Origin of the sequence: Polynucleobacter nymphae, from assembly GCF_018882155.1 — a bacterium.
Taxonomy (GTDB): domain Bacteria; phylum Pseudomonadota; class Gammaproteobacteria; order Burkholderiales; family Burkholderiaceae; genus Polynucleobacter; species Polynucleobacter nymphae.
This window is the reverse complement of sequence record NZ_JACVPA010000001.1, coordinates 917,713-936,450: the sequence shown is the minus strand read 5'-3', so window position 1 is coordinate 936,450 and position 18,738 is coordinate 917,713. Positions and strand designations below refer to the sequence as shown.

The window sequence follows — 18,738 nt, the reverse complement described above, 5'->3', positions numbered from 1 at the left end:
TAGATTGAATTAGGTAACTAGCGTGAAAAAAATTTGCTTCATGGTTACTACGCCTTTCACGGCAAATGCCTTTTTACTACAGCATCTAAAGGCACTTTCCTTAAGATATCAAGTATCTTTGTGTTTAAACCAGTCTCTCTATCCGCTGTTACCTGAGTTTGAAAGTAGTGGCGTACGAATTATCAATGTTCCTATTGAACGTAAGCTTTCCCCCTTTTCTGATTTAAAAGCGTTGAAAAGCTTATTGCTTATTTTTAAGAGGGAGAAATTTGTAAGTGTTCATACATTCACGCCAAAAGCAGGATTGCTTGGTATGCTCGCAGCTTATTTATGTGCAGTTCCCAATCGTTTGCATACATTTACTGGTCAAGTGTGGGTGAACGAATATGGCTTAAAGCGTTGGTTCTATAAAAATATGGATCGCGCGATTGTGTTTTTCTCTACTCAAGTATTTTGTGATAGCGCTTCTCAGGGTAAATTTTTGCAAGAGGAAGAAATAGTTAAGAAAAATGCAATCACTGTTATTGGAGGTGCTTCGATTTCTGGAGTTAATTTAGCGCGCTTTCATCCGCAGGCAGATCAGAAATTTGGTATTCATTTTTCGCAGCTCGATTCTCAAGATCATTTCAATTTCCTATTTGTTGGTCGTATTGCGCGGGATAAGGGTATATTTGATTTGATAGAGGCATTTATGGGGGTGAGTCAAGAAAACCCACAAGCGCGTTTATGGATTGTTGGGCCTGATGAAGAGGGTTTAAGAGCTCAAATCGAGTACAAATTCCCCAAATTAAATGGCGTGCTTTGGGTGGGATCATCTACTACTCCCGAAGTATTTATGGCAAAGGCAGATGTACTTGTATTGCCCAGCTACAGGGAGGGGTTTGGTACTGTCATTATTGAAGCAGCCGCATGTAAAACTCCGGCTATTGCTTATCGTATCGATGGGGTAATTGATGCAATTGAGGATGGTCACTCAGGGGTTTTGGTTAATAAGGGTGACTCTAAGGCGCTAGAATTGGCCATGAAAAGCATGATGCTTAATCCAAATCGTGTTTCACAAATGGGTGAGTATGCCTATCAAAGAGTAGAACGTTCATTTTGCGCAAAGAAAATTACCAACAGTTGGCTTGATCTATATGAGGCAATTGTGCCAGCGGAGATGGCATGAAGCTTAAATATCTTTATTTAAAGCGGGTCTTTGATGTAATTCTTAGCGCTATTGCGCTGATGGCACTGTCCCCCATAATATTGATTATTGCTTTCATCATTGCAGTATTTGACGGTCTCCCGATACTCTATTGGTCTGACCGCAGCGGCGTTAATGGCAAAATTTTTCAAATGCCAAAATTTAGAAGCATGAAACCAGATACTCCAGTAGTAGCCACCGATCTGCTACAGAGTCCAGATGCTCACATGACGCCGTTTGGACCATTTTTGAGGAAAACTAGCTTAGATGAGTTGCCTCAATTGTGGAGTATTTTGATTGGGGATATGAGTTTTGTTGGGCCGAGACCAGCTTTGTTTAATCAGACTAAACTCATTGCATTAAGAAAAGATGCTCGAATCGATCAGCTTAGGCCTGGCCTAACGGGCTTGGCTCAAATTAGCGGTCGCGATGAATTGAGCGATGAGGTCAAAGTGCAGTTTGACGAGAAATATTTAAAAAATATTTCCTTTGATTTGGATTTAAAGATTATTGCCTTGACGTTTATTCAAGTTCTTTTTGGTAAAAATGTTGCGCATTAGAAAGTAAATAATATGTTCAAAACTTTAATCATGCCCGTGTTGAGTCTACCTAGATTCATCAAGCGCATAATTGTTTTGGCATTAGATACTGCGTTGAGTGTACTTAGTGTTTTACTAGCCTTTTACCTCAGAACAGGGGAATGGGTCCCCATTTTTGGAATAGGTGGCTGGGATCCATCATTGGTAATGCTTGCGGCGCTAGTCATTGGTCTGCCCATTTTTATTATCAGCGGTCTTTATCGAGAAATATTTAGACATTCTGGCGCAAGAGCTTTAGTTGCATTACTAAAAGCAATGGTACTTTATGCAGTCATTTTTATTGCGCTATTTACCTTTTATGGAGTGCCTGGGGTTCCTAGAACAATAGGAATTATTCAGCCGGCAGTATTGTTAATCATGATTGGCGCAAGTAGAGCAATCGCCAGTTATTGGCTTAGTAATGCCTATCGAACACAGTTGAAAATCGCATTGGTTCCTAAGGTGTTAATTTATGGCGCAGGGGAGGCGGGGCGCCAATTAGCAGCTGCACTTTCACGTAGTTATACGATGCGGGTGGTTGGGTTTTTAGATGATGACCCCAATCAGCATGGCGGGATTATTGATGGCAATAGGATATATAACCCAAATGATTTGGATGATTTAGTAATTAGTAAAGGAGTCGCGAAAGTATTATTGGCGATGCCTTCGACTAGTCGCATGCGAAGAAATCAGATTTTAAAAAGCATTACTGATGCCAAAGTGGCAGTACTGACTCTACCCAGTGTTACCGATATTGCGTTTGGAAAGTTTTCAGTTGAGGAGCTAAAACCGCTCGATATAGAAGATCTTCTGGGGCGTGATATGGTTTTGCCTAATGCCGACCTAATGGATGAACATTTACGCTCCAAAGTTATTCTAGTGACTGGGGCTGCTGGATCAATCGGTAGTGAGCTATGCCGACAAATCGCTAAATCTCAACCTTCTTTATTGATTTGTTTAGATCAAAATGAAGAGGGTTTGTACCGCCTAATAGAAGAGCTCAATGCTTATGAAGTTTCTCCTGGTTTAAAAATTCCTATTAAGCAAGTTTTGGCCTCAGTCAATCATGAGGCTCAGTTGCGCCAAATATTTTTACAGCATCGTCCTGATGTCATTTACCATGCTGCCGCATATAAGCATGTTCCAATAGTAGAAGATAACCCGATTGTGGGCGCGCATAATAATATCTTTGGAACTTTGTCAATTGCTAAGCTTGCAGCGGAATTTTTAGTACCACGGATGATTTTAGTTAGTACTGATAAAGCAGTTAGGCCGACTAATGTGATGGGTGCCACTAAAAGAGTGGCCGAACTGGTTCTGCAGGGTTTAGCGCAAACAAATTCTTCGACGATTTTTTCAATGGTGAGATTTGGCAATGTTTTGAATTCTTCGGGCTCAGTTGTGCCCAAGTTTCGTCAGCAGATTGAGTCTGGTGGCCCAGTCACTATCACCGATATGAAGGTCACACGTTACTTTATGATGATTCCAGAAGCTGCTCAGCTTGTGATTCAAGCAGGAGCTTTGGCGTCCGGAGGCGAAGTTTTTTTACTAGACATGGGTGAATCAATCAAAATTGTTGATTTAGCTAAGAGAATGATCGAGCTCTCAGGCTTGGATGTTAGGGATGCTCAAAATCCAGATGGTGACATTGAGATTCAAGAAATTGGTTTGCGCCCAGGAGAAAAGCTCTATGAAGAATTGCTTATCGAGGGAAATCCTGAAAAAACTCCACACCCCAGAATTTTCAAGGCCCAGGAAGAGTTTTTGCCATGGGATGAGCTTGAATTAAAAATCGGGAAAATCACTAGTGCGATTAAGTCTAACAATAACCAAGCTTTAATTGGCCTATTGAAGGAGTTGGTACCAGGCTATCAACCGGTTGAATAGGCATGCAAGTGCTGTATACCAGGTCAAATGAGTATCGTTACAATGCTTAGAATTACTTTCAAAGTCCAAATAGCTCCTTAACCCTCTTTTGAGTCAAACTATCCAAGCCTATCAAAATCAGCAGCCTACTATTCCCGCCTGGGTGGTAGTTGTACAGAGCATTTGCTTTGCGATTTTGTATGCAGTGTGGATGCTGCCTAAAACGATCTTTCTTCGTAATACCTGCTTAGGTATTGGAGCAGCACTAAGCCTTTTTGTAATCTTTCGTTATCGCAAATCTTTTCTGAGTAAATGTGCACTTCCTGTTTACCTCTTAATTGCCTTATTTGCGTGGCTGGTATTTCATCTTCTTTTCTTATCAAACGACTACCCAGCGCAGTATCGAGAATTCACTTCAGTCTGGAAAAATTGCGCAATCGCTATCCTTTTTGGCCTGGGTTTTGGAATCTCCCTCGCGAGTTTAGTTAGCCATTCTGTTGCGAATAGCAGCACACCAAAAGCAAATTCGAAAATGAGCCAGATCGTATGGGTGTTGATTTGGCTTGGACTCATCGCGCCGGAGTTGATCTTCATCATCAAATGGGTGCTCACAAATCAAGGCCCTGCGTGGGGCATTGTAGTCCCCGATTATTGGAAATTATGGACTAGCTCAGCGCCATACTATGTTGCCAAAATTGACTATGTCTGTTTTTGTTTGCCGGTTCTCGCCATTGCCCTGGGGCAAATCAAAGTTCAAATAGATCAAGGACGCTTATTGTCCTGGGCGAACGGTTTTTATATCTGCGTGGTAGGCAGTGTGCTATTTGTCTTTGCCAAGTGGCAGATATTTAATGGCTTTATTTATGTGCTACTGATTACAGCCATCTTAGCTGGCATGTTGGTGTGGAAATATTTTAAGAAGGCATCCTCAAGTAAGCAGATCATTGCAATCATTTTCATCTGTGCTTTGGCTGCTAGCTTAATGTATCAAGTTAAGACTGACTCGCACTTTGAGACTTTTGTTGCTGATGCAAAAGTGGCGCTTGATGGAGAAAAGTATCCACAGTGGAAATACGATGGTACTCAGGGTTACCCAAATAATGAACTAGGTAGACAAGTCAACGTATCAAACTACGAACGAGTGAGTTGGTTTATTCATGGAGTAGAACTCATTCCACGCTATCCCCAAGGTTATGGTCTTTTGCACCGCTCCTTTGGACGCCTGGTGAAAATGGATTACCCTGACTCCAAAATGCATCAATCCCATAGCGGCTGGCTTGACCTTACCCTCGGAATTGGAATTGTGGGTGTCGCCCTCATACTGGGCGCAATGTTGCTTGCAATGCGCAATTGCTCAAGATTACAAATACACGCTTTGATGCCGGAAAAAGATGCCCTCAATAGAAACGCGCACCTCAATATTGCCTGGTGGGCTTTGCTCGGCCTAGGGCTCATCTGGTGCACTACCGAAATTAGCCAAAAGGTCAATATGGAAGTTCTCCTATTCTGGGTAGCGCTTGCAACCGCAATGTCGATGGGTATCAGCAAGACCATCGGCTCTAGCGAAAAACACCAGAACGCGAACCCAAAGTGATGTTCAGGATTCAGGGTGGCGGATAAACCCTAAGCCATGAGTGCAATAACGGATTCTGAATAACGGATTTGCAGCTGATTCGCGACTTTCTAGGCCAACTTTGAGGCTGTGCAAGCGCTCCTGGACCGTTATAATCGGTATAACATTTATTCAATGGGTCTGGCATGCAATCTACACAAAACGACCGAAACAACAACAGCGATCAAAACAGCACATCCCAAAATGAGGGCGAAATCTCCCTAATAGATATCGTTAATTTTGTGCAAGAGTCCTGGAAAAAACTACTTGCCGCCAGCATCGTCGGCGCAGTGTTAGGTTTAACAGGCTGGTTTTTCTTAGGTAGCTACCAGGCCGAGTATGTTTTATTCAATATTAATTCGGTTGACTTGATTTCTTGGAAAAATCTACAAAAGAGTCTGCCTAATTTAGCGGCCCAAGTAGTCGAAGAAAATAAAATCCCGCAAGATCAAGCTGCCGTATATAAGACCATGGCCCAAGAGCAGTGGTGGCAAAAAAATGTTGCTCCCGCTTACGCGCTCTCTAAAGCCGACACCAAAGACTTGGGGGCCATCAGCAAAGATTTAGACGCAGCATCAACCACCATCCTTAGTCTGACAATCACGGCTGCCGGCTCTTCTAAAGAAAAAGCAATCGATAATGTGCGCAATGCCAGTCAATTTTTGCGCTCGGGCGGCGCCTACTTACAACTGCACAGTTTGCTCAACGGCTACGAGAGCCAAACCATTAGCGAGGTAGCTAACTTGCAGCAAAAGATCACCACCACCCAAATTGAGATGGGCTACCAGCAAGAGCGTGCCAAGAGTTTAGAAGACTTGCACAAGCGCTTTCCAGGCGGGGTCAATGTCAATGGCCAAGTGGTCGACCCCAAAGACTCGGGCGCCAAGTACATGCCGATTAGCACCCAGATTATTGCGGTCAATAACGATATCAATGCCTCAAAGGAAAGCTTAGCTCGCCTGAGTAAACGCCTTGAGCAAATTGCCATCATCAAAACCTTTATCGACCAAGCCATCCCCCTGCAAGATCAAACCTTTGATGGCTTAGCGCTAAATGAACAGCTCTTAGCAATTGAGAGCGCTCTGCGCTCCAAGTTGGCCAAAGGCGATAGCAATGGCCAAGCACTATTAGACCAATTGCGCGCCCAATTACTTAGTATTCAAGTACGCTTTACCAAGGGACTAGAAGCCAACACCGCTCCAGTCGCCACTAAAAAAGGCATGATCAAAACCACTGCAGGTGGTTTGGCGGCAGCCTTTTTCCTGATGCTCTTAGCGCTGCTAGGACAACAGCTTTGGATCAAAATAAAAAACGGGAGCGCCCAGTGAAATCAATGAAATCAGTGAAATCCCAGGAAAAAGCAGTAGCGCGAGATCGCTGGAGTAGGGATGCGCGGGATCGGGCATTAGCGGGCTTGATCCTATTTACGCTTTGAAAAACAATCAATTAAATCAAATTACGTTATCTAAGTGAATATTCTATTAACCGGTGGGACAGGGTACATCGGCAGCCATACTGCGGTGGTGTTGTCCCAGGCCGGTCACGAAGTAGTTCTTTTGGATAACTTTTGCAATAGCAGTCCCAGCGTTCTAGAGCGGCTCGAGAAAATATTAGGTAAAGCACTTCCTTGTATTGAGGCGGATGTGCGTGAGACTGATGTCGTCGAAAAAGTTTTACGCGAATATAAAATCGATGCCGTGATTCACTTCGCGGGATTAAAGGCAGTGAGTGAATCTGTTGCTAACCCTGTTTTGTACTACGCTAATAATGTTCAGGGTTCAATAAGTCTTTTGCAGGCGATGCAAGAGGTAGATGTTAAAACATTGGTGTTTAGTTCAAGTGCCACGGTGTATGGCGAGCCTCAATATTTACCATACGATGAAGACCACCCAACAAAGCCCATGAATCCATACGGACAATCGAAACTACAGGTAGAAGAAATTCTGCGGGATTTAGCTGCCTCTGATTCTAAGTGGAGGATAACTAGCTTGAGATATTTCAATCCAGTGGGCGCTCATGAATCCGGTCTCATTGGCGAGGAGCCCAACGGTATACCAAATAATTTGATGCCTTATGTTGTAAAGGTAGCTTCTGGCGAGCTTCCTCATTTAAATATATTTGGCGACGATTATGAAACGCTAGATGGTACTGGGGAACGCGACTACATCCATGTGATGGACTTGGCTGAGGGTCATATGGCGGCATTGCATTTTCAGAATGTAAACGCCGGATCTAATGTTGTGAATTTAGGTACGGGTAAGTCTTCGGGTGTTCTAGAAATTGTAAAGGCTTTTGAGAATATAACGGGTAAGGTAATTCCACTGCAATTTGCCCCAAGGCGCGCGGGAGATTTGCCGATTTACTTTGCGCAGACTGGGTTAGCCAAGGAACAATTACACTGGGTTGCGAAGCGAAATTTAATTGAGATGTGTGAAAGTTCTTGGAAATTTCAAGAGCTACAAGGGCACGTTAAAGGGGAATCAGAAAATTAATCATTCTGAAATTCGCTATGACTAATACTCAAAAAGTCGCCCTGATTACTGGCATCACCGGTCAAGATGGTTCTTACCTTGCCGAATTCCTTTTGGAAAAAGGGTACATCGTTCACGGTATTAAGCGCCGCGCATCCTCTTTTAATACTGAGCGGATTGATCATCTTTATCAAGACCCTCATGTTAATCACCCTGATTTAATTCTTCACTATGGTGATTTAACGGATACAAGCAACTTGGTCCGTATTATTCAAGAATGCCAACCTGATGAAATTTATAACTTAGGCGCTCAGTCTCACGTTGCTGTTTCTTTTGAATCTCCTGAATACACGGCTGATGTGGACGCAATGGGACCACTCCGCATGTTAGAGGCCATCCGAATTTTAGGTCTTGAGAAGAAAACTCGTTTTTATCAAGCATCGACTTCTGAGCTTTATGGTTTAGTTCAAGAGATTCCTCAAAAAGAAACGACCCCGTTTTATCCAAGAAGCCCATATGCAGTGGCTAAGTTATATGCCTATTGGATTACCGTGAACTATCGGGAGGCCTATGGGATGTACGCATGCAATGGCATCCTCTTTAACCACGAGTCTAAGCGTCGTGGGGAAACCTTTGTTACAAGAAAAGTTACTCGTGGTTTGGCGAATATTGCCCAAGGACTTGAGAAGTGTTTATTTATGGGTAACATCGACGCCCTACGTGACTGGGGTCATGCCAAAGACTACGTGCGCATGCAATGGTTGATGCTTCAACAAGATAAACCAGAAGACTTCGTTATTGCCACAGGTGTGCAGTTCACCGTTCGTGAATTTATTATCCGCAGTGCTAAGCAGCTTGGTATCACCCTCAGGTTTGAAGGTGTTGCGGAAAATGAAAAGGCTATTGTTGCTGCTATTGAAGGTGACAAGGCTCCGGCTCTTAAAGTTGGTGATGTGATTATCCAGATTGATTCGCGTTACTATCGTCCTACAGAAGTAGAAACCCTCCTGGGCGACCCTACCAAGGCCAAAGAAAAACTCGGCTGGGTTCCGGAGATTACACTTGATCAAATGATTGTGGAAATGGTAGCTAATGACCTCGATCAGGCTATGCAGCATGCACTCTTGAGTAAGCATGGCTATACAGTGGCGTTGGGATCGGAGTAGCTGAATTAAATCTATGCATATAAATAGAGTTAGAGCAAAAAAAATCTATCCAATTATTTCTTTAATGCTTAATAAATTATTTTCGTTCATTAAGCATCTTAGATTAAATGCTTATGATACCAATAGTTTAGAGGGAGTAAATAATGAAAGGCTGCGACTTTTAAGTTGGGCAGTCCTTACTTCTGGATTTACAAAGTTGGCTTCCTTGATCATTGTTGTAGCCTCGATTCGTTGGGTTAGCGGTTATTTAGGGTCCGAGAGATTTGGTTTGTGGATGACGATTACCTCTGTAATTACTTTGTTGAGTTTCGTTGATTTGGGTATGAGCAATAGCCTTGTAAATATTGTGAGCGAGTCGTTTGGAAAGCGAGATCATCAAAGAATTCATCGAGCCATTTCCAGCACTCTATTTTTGCTTACTGGGTTGGCAGTAATCATAGAGGCAATATTTCTAAGTAGCTTTTATTTTGTTGAGTGGGCAGATGTAGTTCATGCAACCAAACCAGAGGTAGTAAGAGAGGTTGCCCCGTCCATCGCCATATATGTAACAATTTTTTTAATCTCAATGCCTTTGTCAATAGTGCATAAGGTTCAGATTGGCTTGCAGGAAAGTTGGAAATCAAATTTATGGAGCCTATTGGGGCAGCTATTTGCAATATTTTTTTTGGGGGTTGCTGTATATTTTGAGGCTGGAGTTCCATTTCTAATACTAGCAGTAGCTGGAGGGCCAGCAGTTGCAACTTTAATAAATTTCGGCATTTATTTTTTTTTGGAACGCCGAGATTATTTGCCGAAATTTAATGTTATTGGATCATCTGCCTTAACTAATATTGGACGAGTTGGCGGTTTATTCTTGATAATGCAATTTCTTGCACTTGTTGGAAATGCTTCTGACAATATAGTTATTGCAAAAATATTAGGATTGAGCGATGTTTCAACATTTGCAATAGTTCAAAAACTTGCAATGATATTAGGGGTTTCTCAATTATTCATATCGCCAATGTGGCCAATTTTTGGTGAAGCTATTGCAAGAGGAGATTATGATTGGGCTCAGCGTGCATTAAAAAAAATAATATGGGTATCATTTTTAATTGGTGCTTTAGCCGGAGCAACTATCTTATTTTTCGGAAGCCAAATCATCAAAATTTGGGTTGGCCATCCCGTTGAAACCAGTGTAAGTTTGATGGTTGGATTTGCACTATATTCTATATTAATGAATATAGGTGGTTCCCTATCAGTTTATTTGAACAATGGAAGTTTTCTGAAAAGACAAATATCAATTTATACACTGGCTTCAATCGTGGCAATAGGATTGAAGATATTTTTGGTGTGGCATTGGCAGAGCGCATCAGGTGCAATATGGGGGACTGTAATAGGATATTCTATATTTTATGTAATCCCGGCCTACTTAATGGCCTTCCCAAAAAATAAGTCTAACCTTAACAAATTAATATGAAAAACAAGAAATTTATAGTAATTACATCAATAAATCATCCAACAATTGCAGTTGAGGAATTTTCAAAATGGAGTGGGTGGACTACGATTGTAGTAGGCGATAGGAAATCCCCGACAAATGGTAACTGGGAAAACATTAAATATCTATCGCTTGAGGATCAAAAAGATCTATTTCCAGAATTCTGCAGCTTTCTTCCGGAAAATACCTATATAAGAAAAATGGTTGGTTATCTATATGCATTTAAGAATGGTGCAGAAGCAATTTTTGAAAGTGATGATGACAATATTCCCTATGCCAATGCATGCGAGCAGGTTGAGCTTGATTTGACGAGCTCACGCGAAAGGGGGCAAATAATATCATCTGGGTCGGGATGGGCAAATATTTATAAGGAGTTTGGTGCCTTAGATTGTTGGCCACGAGGGTATCCGCTTCAGTATATTCAGGAGTCTACTGAAGAGGAGCGACCTTTAAATTCTATCGCTTTTCCGTGGGGGGTAATGCAGTATCTAGCTGATGAGGATCCTGATGTGGATGCAATTTATAGAATGACGCATTCCTCCCCCGTCTATTTTGCTCGAGATAGACTATTTAGGTTAAAAGAAAATACATTTTGCCCATTTAATTCACAGGCTACGCTATGGCTTCCCGAAGCTTTCCCATTAATGTTTTTGCCAATCGGAAAGTCTGATCGGGTAACGGATATATTAAGAGGCTATATGAGTCTTGCGTGTTTGTGGAAGTCGGGACGAACTCTCGCTTACTCGAGCCCCGTCGTTTATCAAAAACGTAATTTCCATAATTTATTTAAAGATTTTGAGCAGGAGTTAGATCTTTATAAACATGGAGATGAGTGGTCTAAACTACTTATGAAACTTCCATATCAAAAGCCAAATGATGCTTTTATATCCGCATTAGATTTAATGGTAGAGAAAGGCTTCCTACCAAAATTAAACCTTGAAGCATTCAGACACTTTGTTTCGTGGATTAAATAATTAACCCTATGTATACTTTAAATTATTGAGTGGGTTTTTCTGTATTGCATTAAAAATAGTAAATTTTAAGACTAGATGAATAAATTGAAAGCAAGATTTAATTACATTATTACCATTCACAATAAAGAAGATTTGATAATAGAAGTTATTTCAAGTGTGCTCATGTGTTGTAGAGGTGATAGCCGAGTTTATGCAGTTCTGGATGGGTGCACAGATCAAACGGAAGCATTGATTGATTCGTACATGGAAAAATTTCGAGGTCTTCCAATAACTAAGGTGTATGAAAGCGATGTGCATGAGTTGCTAAGTATTAATGCAGGATTGAAAGCTGCAAGTCATGAAGGTTATGGTTTCAATATAGTGTTGCAGGATGACGTGGTATTAGCAGATTTTAATTTGGAAGAAAAAATACAGCGGTTATACGAAGAGTCACAAATTAAATTAGGGTACCTGTCCTTGAGATTGGGTGCTAATTTAGAATCAAATATTTTGGAAACCGAAACTTATATTCCGCTTTGCGACTATGTTGAAAATGCATATGGGCATGGACTTCCAGAGGCAACTGTTCTGTTACCTGACTGTTTTGTTTCCAGGGATATACCAATTAAAAGTCCTGTATGCATTCCATTTGAGCTTATTCGTAATGTAGGCTTTCTTGAATCCAGACTTGCTCCATATGCGCATGATGATACAGATTACGCAATTAGATGCATGGCTGCAGGATACACCAATGGAGTTTTTGCCTTAAGATTTTATTCGGATCCAAAGTGGGGGGGCACACGCATAAATCCTCATCCACATATAGCAAATATACAAAAACGAAATATTGATCTTATTAGATTATGGCATGCAGACGCTATTAAAAAGATACTCAATACTAATCGTGCCAATGTGAGATTTGATGATGGGCATTTTGTTAGTGAGGCCGATAAGCGCCATGCTAATAAGGCATGGCAGGAGAATCAAAGAAAATTACTTGAAAACAGCAGCTCATCTACTAACAAAATCATGGCGCTTGTAAATTATTTTAGATGTCTCGGCAAAAAATTATGAGCCAATGTCCGGTGTGTAAATCCAATTCCCTGGGCTTTGAGGTAATCCCTGGATCTAAAGTGCTCGATTCAATTATAAATTTATTTGATGATCTTAGATTACCTAGGCCAAAGGTGTTGGATTATTCTCTATTAAAATGTTCTGAATGCGAATTAATATTTTCAAATCCAATGAAAGCTGGGAGCGACGAATTTTATAGCTGGATATGTAATAGTCATTATTATTACCCTCCAGAAAGGTGGGAGTGGGGGGCTTTAATTGAGTTAATCAAGGAAAAAAATAAAGTAGTTCTTGATGTTGGTTGTGGCTCAGGGATTTTTTTAGAAAAACTAACGAAGCATGGGATAAGTGGCGTCGGAATTGATTCTAATTTGGGTAGCGTATTGGAGTGCAGAAGCAAGGGCCTGACAGCTGAGTGCTTGCCAATTAATCTTTTAGGTACGCTAGGTAACGGAAGTAAATTTGATGTAATTACCTTATTTCATGTGTTGGAGCACTTGGAAGATCCGCGCGAGTCAATTGCTAGTTTATGGGCGCATGTCAAGTCGGGTGGTTTATTGGCAATATCAATTCCTTTGTCCCCAATGTTTTTTGAGGAGGACTGGTGGGACCCTTTGAACAGGCCGCCGCATCACCTCACTCGCTGGAATTTGAAGGCATTAAATGCTCTGGCAACCTTTTTAGGAGCAAAGGCAGAGTTTGTAATTGAGCCTTGTAATGGGTTAATTCAAAGAGTTGCCTCTACGATGCAATTAAAACATTCAATGCCACATATTACTGGCAGCGCATTTAATAGAAAATTGAGGTTAATTTTTAGGTTGATTGTGAGGCCAATCTCAACAGTTAAAACTCTTTTACATCAATTGCAGCGTGATAATAGTCCGCAAGGGGTAGTCGGAAACTCAGTTTTAGTACTATTGAAGAAGCTCTAAATTCTGGAAAAAATTATTCAAGACGCTTAGTTTGAAATGAATAACCAGGGATTTTTTTGGAGGTAACACTTAAAAAAATCTACAATTTTTTATTGCAACCCCATCTAAAAAAGAGTTGAAACAAATGGAATTTAATGAGATGAGAGTCAGAGTGGTACCATTGCAGCCACATGGGCTTACATTTGGAGGCTTTGAACTACAGATGCTAAATGCAATGAATGCAGTTGCAAAGCAGGGTTTAGATATTAAACCGCTTGATTTCTGGAGGCAAGATGATAATTATGAAGTACTGCATTTATGGGGGCTATCATGCCAGCATATAAATTCAGCATATTGGGCAAAAAAAACTGGTAAAAAAGTATTTTTAAGTGCTCTAACGAGATATCCAAATTTTTATAATAATTGGCGAATTAAGCTGTCAGCGAAAATAGGTAGTGAAAAAGTAAATTTACAATTATTAGAAAACATAGATGGTATATCTGTTGTTAATATCGAGCAGAAATTATTTTTATCGAATGTATATGGCTACCCACTTAATAAAATATTTGTAATTCCCAATATCGTGGATGATATTTTTTACAACTGTGATGTAAATAATAGCGAACATAATCAAGTGCATCTAAAAGATTACATCATTACAACGGGGAACATATGTAATAGAAAAAATCAGCTCAATCTAACGCAAGCTTGTATCAATGCAAATATACCTTTATTAATAGTAGGAAAAGGACTTCCAGGGGAAGAGGCATACTTAAATAAGGTTAAAAAATTAGTTGAATCAAGTAGTAATATTGTGTGGATAAATGGTTTAGAGCCAGCTTCAAACGACTTATACATGGCCTATAAAAAAGCCATTGCCTTTGCATTGCCAAGTAAAGATGAAACACAGCCAATATCTGCTTTAGAGGCTGCTGTTATGCATAAACCTCTCCTATTGGGTAATGGAGAATATGCTAGGCAAAAATTATTCAGTGGGGCTACTTTAGTGGATTGCGACTCTGTAAAGAAAATTCAAAATAGTCTACTTTATCTTATTAGAAAAGACACATCTCAAAAATTCACCCAAAATGAATACTTAAATGAGTGTAGAGGGAGCTTTGTTGGTAAATCTTATATAAATGCATATAGCGAAATACTTGAACTTTAAATATTAGATATATGGATGAGAAAAATAAGATTACTACTAATTACTTTTGTACGGTTGTGACAATTGTTAAAAATAATAGAGAAGGTATTGAAAGGACGCTAAAAAGTATTGTTTCCCAAAGTTTTACTAACTTTGAATATATAGTAATTGATGGAGGCAGTAGTGATGGCACTGTAGAAATCATAAGAAACTATAATAAAAATATCAATTTGATAATAAGTGAACCAGATAATGGAATTTATTATGCAATGAATAAGGCCATCAATTTATCTCGTGGAAAGTATATAATATTTATTAATAGCGGTGATTGGCTAGAAAGTGATATTCTTGAACATGTACACTCAATTTCTACTCAAGAAAAATCAGATGTATATTATGGATTAGTAAGGTTGTGGGATCAAGATTCAAATATAATTGGAGTTAATGGGGCTACAATCATGAATATAAAAAAAGAAATGATATCTCACTCCTCATGTTTCATATCTAAAGATGTTTATAATTACATAAATTATGATATTAAATACAAGTCAGCGGCTGATTATGATTTGATATTTCGAATATTAAATAACCAATACAAATTTTTCTACATTGAAAAAATTATATCAAATTTTGTTTTAGGTGGGATATCATCTACAAAATTAGGATTTTTGGAAACAAATTCTATTCTCTTTAAATATAAGTCCTATGGATTAATTAAATATATTTTAAAATATATTTATATTAAATTAAAAAGTAATTAATGAAAAGTAAAATTAAAGTTCTACATGTCGTCCCATGCTTGGGATCAGGTGGAATTGAAAATTTATTACTCAATCATTGTAAAAATATAAATAATAATAAATTTGAATTCTCTTTTGCTGCGCAAGAGATTAAAGGATTGGTTGCTCAAGAGCTTCAAGAAATGGGTTGCAAAATTTATAAAATTGAAAGACTTACGGTTTCACCTTTATTATATATATTTAATTTTGTTAAAATATTAAAAAATAAAAAATATGATATTATACATATCCATCAAGGTATATATTCAGTACCAGCGCTATTAATTTCTTATATTTGTGGTTATAAAGTAAGAATTGTACATAATCATTTTAATATCCCAGAGAAGGAGGGGATTTTAAAATATTTTATTAAATTATTAGAGTTGTTAACTGCTAAATTTGGAACTCATTTTATTGCATGCAGTGTCAAATCAGCTAAATCATTCCTGGGAAATAAATTTTATTCTGATAACAAAGTTGAGATTATTAATAATGGAATTTCAATAAGTGAATTCTGTATAAAGCCAAACATTGTAAATGTTTTAGAATTAAAAAAGTCATTGGGATTACATAATAAATATAACATTATAATGGTGGCAAGATTTTCGCCTGAAAAAAATCATGAATTTGCTTTTGAAGTATTTAGCAAGTTATATAGTAAATCAAAAGATTTCAATTTTATACTTGTTGGTGATGGTCTGCTATTTGAGTATTATAAATCTAAAGTAATTAATTCAAATATCGGCCACTCATGTTATTTTCTAGGGTCAAGAAATGATGTAAATAATATTATTAACTTGGCGGATATTGTTATCCTCCCTTCGCTTCAAGAAGGTTTTGGTATAGTTGCCCTAGAGGCACAACTCGCTAACGTAAGGTGCCTTGTCTCAGATAGGGTCCCAAATGAAATTAGGTTAACCCCTCTACTTGAGCACTTGCCTCTTGAATATGGTTCAGATTATTGGGCCGATAAAATATATTCAATGATCCCATTTCCAAAAAATAAAGATATTTCAGAAAAAATATTTAATGAATATGATATAAAATTTACTACCAAAAAAATCGAATATTTGTATTCAAAATTATTAAAATAGCCAATATTATCTATTATTTTTTGAATGAATAATGTTAAATAAAAATAATCCTTCTATTACATTTATAGTTCCCGCTTATAACGTGCAAGATTATTTGGATAAATGCATTAAAAGTATTATTAATCAGAGTAGCAATGATTGGGAAATAATTGTTATTGATGATGGATCTACAGATGGCACCCTAAGGTGTTGTGAAAGCTATAAATCATTAATTTCTCGATTAACTATCATTCATCAAAATAATAGAGGTCAAGGGGCAGCAAGAAATGTTGGAACTAGGCTTGCGAAAGGTAGGCTTATTTGCTATGTAGATGCTGATGATTGGTTGGATCCTAAATTAGCCGAAGATGTGATTTTAGCAATGGATGAATCAGATGCTGATTTTGTAAATTTTGGCTTTGAATTTGTTGCCCCAACTGGAAAGATTAATAAAAAATTTAATAAATTTAATTTTGATATTCTTCGCGGGTTAAATATTTTAGAGGACGCCTTATTGGATAAAAATATTTATTCAATTCCGTGGAATAAGGTGTATAGAAAGTCATTTTTAGATAAGTATAAAATAGGATTTCCTGAAACCAGGGCCTACGAAGATATCTATTATTCAAAACTAGTTTCAAAATTTTCAAAAAAATGTATTTTCATTAATAAAATTTATTATCATGCTTTAATTAGGAAAGATAGTGTAACTAGGAGTATGAATTCAATTTCCTTTCTGGAGGCTTTGAGTATATTAAAGGCTGAAGAAATTGATTTAATAGGTGATCATGCCTTGGAACGCACAAAAACAATTTTTCTTGCTCATGGAGTAAAAATGCTTGCTGCATTCTTAGTTCATGCGGCGTATAGAGTTTCAGATTTTAATGAATACTTAAAATGTTATGAAATTGTAAGTGCATCATTTTACAAAGTTAGCTCAAGTCGTAATGATGTCACTAAGTATTTAAGCTTAAAGCATCAATTAATGATAAAAATTACTAAATACCCCATTGTAAATAGGGTATTAGCGCAGCTTTTAAAAATATTACGTATACACCCCTATTGATGAAAAAATCCAATATTAATATCCCTCTCGCGTTATCTAGTAGATATTCAATTCCTGATTTAATAAGACTAACTTGGTCTTTATTTATCACATTTATATTTTTTAATAAGGCTAGGCTTATAAGACAGCCAACAAGAATTAGGGGTTATCGAAACATTTTATTTGGCAAAGATTTTACTACGGGTCAATATTGTAGGATTGAAGCAGGTGATAAGTCCGACAATACTCCATCATTGATATTTGGTAATAATGTTCAGATAAACGATAAATGTCATATAGGCGCATTTAACCAGATTAAAATTGGGAATAATGTTTTAATTGCAAGTGGTGTATTTATTTCTGACCACGATCATGGAAGTATGAATTTAGAGGATTTACTTATTTCCCCAGCATCCCGAAGGCTAGTCTATGCACCAGTTACCATTGAAGATAATGTCTGGATTGGTGAAAATGTTGTAATACTTAAAGGTGTGAAAATTGGCTCTTCTAGTGTTATAGCAGCAGGGGCTGTAGTTACATCAGATGTTCCTAGTTTTTCTCTTGCTGCAGGTGTGCCAGCTAGAATTATTAAGCAAGTTAATTAAATTCTTTTTAAATTTTTAAATACTTTTATTGAATAGTTATTATTAAATTACATTTTATGAATAATTTAGTCACTGTTTCAATAATTTCTCATGGACATGGATCCATGGTAGAGCTTCTAATACCTCTATTATTGAATTGTAAAGAAGTTCATAAAATAATTCTTATTAAAAATATTCCAGAATTTCTTAGCCTAGCAGATTCTGATCGACTGCAAATCATTACTAACACTACTCCCAAGGGGTTTGGGCAAAACCACAATCTTGCCTTTTCTTTAAATACTGATGAGTTTTTCTGCATAGTTAACCCAGATATTTTTTTCGATGAGAACCCATTTCCAGGTTTAATTAGTGTTTTAAAGCTTACTGGGTCTGCAGCTGCTGCTCCCTTAATAATAAGTCCTAGCGGTTATGTTGAGGATAGCGTTAGATATTTCCCTACGATTACTTCTTTGATATATAAACTATTTCTCAATAGAAGGGGGGAGTACCGAATTGATAGTGCGGCTACTTCACTTTTCCCTGAATGGGTTGGTGGTATGTTTATCGTATTTAAATCGAAATATTTCCGTAAAATCAAAGGGTTTGATGAATCATATTTTCTTTACTACGAAGATGTTGATATTTGTACTAGACTCTGGAAAGAGGGGTTCAAAGTTGTTGTAAATCCCGAGATAAATGTAACGCATTTTGCACAAAGAAAAAGCCACAAGAATCTTAAATTTATGATTTGGCACATGACAAGCATGGTGAGGTATGTACTCAGGTATACGGGAAGACTACCTAAGGTAAAAAATTAAT

17 protein-coding genes are annotated in these 18,738 nt (G+C 38.2%); all 17 read left to right on the top strand.

The genetic code is table 11. From position 1 onward, the window contains the following. Positions 1-40: 40 nt before the first annotated feature. The 17 genes from ICN29_RS04760 (at position 41) to ICN29_RS04680 (ending at position 18,737) form a co-directional block, all read left to right on the top strand. Positions 41-1,168, top strand: coding sequence for a glycosyltransferase family 4 protein (locus ICN29_RS04760; RefSeq protein WP_255538137.1), 1,128 nt, complete (start codon positions 41-43; stop codon positions 1,166-1,168). Further along, on the top strand, positions 1,165-1,746 hold the full coding sequence (locus ICN29_RS04755) for a sugar transferase (RefSeq protein WP_216130214.1): 582 nt from the start codon (positions 1,165-1,167) through the stop codon (positions 1,744-1,746). The genes ICN29_RS04760 and ICN29_RS04755 overlap by 4 nt, the downstream gene beginning before the upstream one ends. Before the next feature lie 186 nt (positions 1,747-1,932). After that, complete coding sequence (locus tag ICN29_RS04750) at positions 1,933-3,651, top strand: polysaccharide biosynthesis protein (RefSeq protein ID WP_255538065.1); 1,719 nt, start codon at positions 1,933-1,935, stop codon at positions 3,649-3,651. An 88-nt stretch (positions 3,652-3,739) separates the two neighbouring features. Further along, the gene (locus ICN29_RS04745) at positions 3,740-5,224 is read left to right on the top strand and encodes a hypothetical protein (protein ID WP_216130209.1); all 1,485 of its coding nucleotides are present in this window, start codon (positions 3,740-3,742) and stop codon (positions 5,222-5,224) included. A gap of 164 nt (positions 5,225-5,388) precedes the next feature. Beyond that, positions 5,389-6,570, top strand: a complete 1,182-nt coding sequence (locus ICN29_RS04740) for a hypothetical protein (RefSeq protein ID WP_216130207.1) — start codon at positions 5,389-5,391, stop codon at positions 6,568-6,570. A gap of 141 nt (positions 6,571-6,711) precedes the next feature. After that, positions 6,712-7,734, top strand: coding sequence for a UDP-glucose 4-epimerase GalE (galE, locus tag ICN29_RS04735; protein ID WP_216130205.1), 1,023 nt, complete (start codon positions 6,712-6,714; stop codon positions 7,732-7,734). Positions 7,735-7,751: 17 nt separating this feature from the next. Then, on the top strand, positions 7,752-8,879 hold the full coding sequence (gene gmd, locus ICN29_RS04730) for a GDP-mannose 4,6-dehydratase (RefSeq protein ID WP_216130204.1): 1,128 nt from the start codon (positions 7,752-7,754) through the stop codon (positions 8,877-8,879). A 13-nt stretch (positions 8,880-8,892) separates the two neighbouring features. Continuing rightward, positions 8,893-10,335: a lipopolysaccharide biosynthesis protein gene (locus ICN29_RS04725; RefSeq protein WP_216130202.1), complete on the top strand. Its 1,443-nt coding sequence runs from the start codon at positions 8,893-8,895 to the stop codon at positions 10,333-10,335. Then, complete coding sequence (locus tag ICN29_RS04720) at positions 10,332-11,327, top strand: hypothetical protein (RefSeq protein WP_216130200.1); 996 nt, start codon at positions 10,332-10,334, stop codon at positions 11,325-11,327. The genes ICN29_RS04725 and ICN29_RS04720 overlap by 4 nt, the downstream gene beginning before the upstream one ends. 75 nt (positions 11,328-11,402) lie before the next feature. Next, complete coding sequence (locus tag ICN29_RS04715; protein WP_216130198.1) at positions 11,403-12,380, top strand: glycosyltransferase family 2 protein; 978 nt, start codon at positions 11,403-11,405, stop codon at positions 12,378-12,380. Further along, entirely contained in the window at positions 12,359-13,312 is a 954-nt protein-coding gene (locus ICN29_RS04710; protein WP_216130196.1) for a class I SAM-dependent methyltransferase, read from the top strand. The genes ICN29_RS04715 and ICN29_RS04710 overlap by 22 nt, the downstream gene beginning before the upstream one ends. Positions 13,313-13,436: 124 nt before the next feature. Beyond that, positions 13,437-14,459 (top strand): glycosyltransferase, encoded by a 1,023-nt coding sequence (locus ICN29_RS04705; protein WP_216130194.1) that lies wholly within the window; start codon positions 13,437-13,439, stop codon positions 14,457-14,459. 11 nt (positions 14,460-14,470) lie between these two features. Then, a complete protein-coding gene (locus ICN29_RS04700) occupies positions 14,471-15,199 on the top strand; it encodes a glycosyltransferase family 2 protein (protein ID WP_216130192.1) in 729 nt (242 codons plus the stop codon). After that, positions 15,199-16,311: a glycosyltransferase gene (locus tag ICN29_RS04695; RefSeq protein WP_216130191.1), complete on the top strand. Its 1,113-nt coding sequence runs from the start codon at positions 15,199-15,201 to the stop codon at positions 16,309-16,311. The genes ICN29_RS04700 and ICN29_RS04695 overlap by 1 nt, the downstream gene beginning before the upstream one ends. Positions 16,312-16,342: 31 nt before the next feature. Further along, entirely contained in the window at positions 16,343-17,356 is a 1,014-nt protein-coding gene (locus ICN29_RS04690; RefSeq protein WP_216130189.1) for a glycosyltransferase family 2 protein, read from the top strand. Further along, on the top strand, positions 17,356-17,940 hold the full coding sequence (locus ICN29_RS04685) for a DapH/DapD/GlmU-related protein (protein WP_216130187.1): 585 nt from the start codon (positions 17,356-17,358) through the stop codon (positions 17,938-17,940). Before ICN29_RS04690 ends, ICN29_RS04685 begins: the two co-directional genes overlap by 1 nt. A 56-nt stretch (positions 17,941-17,996) precedes the next feature. After that, positions 17,997-18,737, top strand: coding sequence for a glycosyltransferase family 2 protein (locus ICN29_RS04680; RefSeq protein WP_216130185.1), 741 nt, complete (start codon positions 17,997-17,999; stop codon positions 18,735-18,737). Position 18,738: the final 1 nt, after the last annotated feature.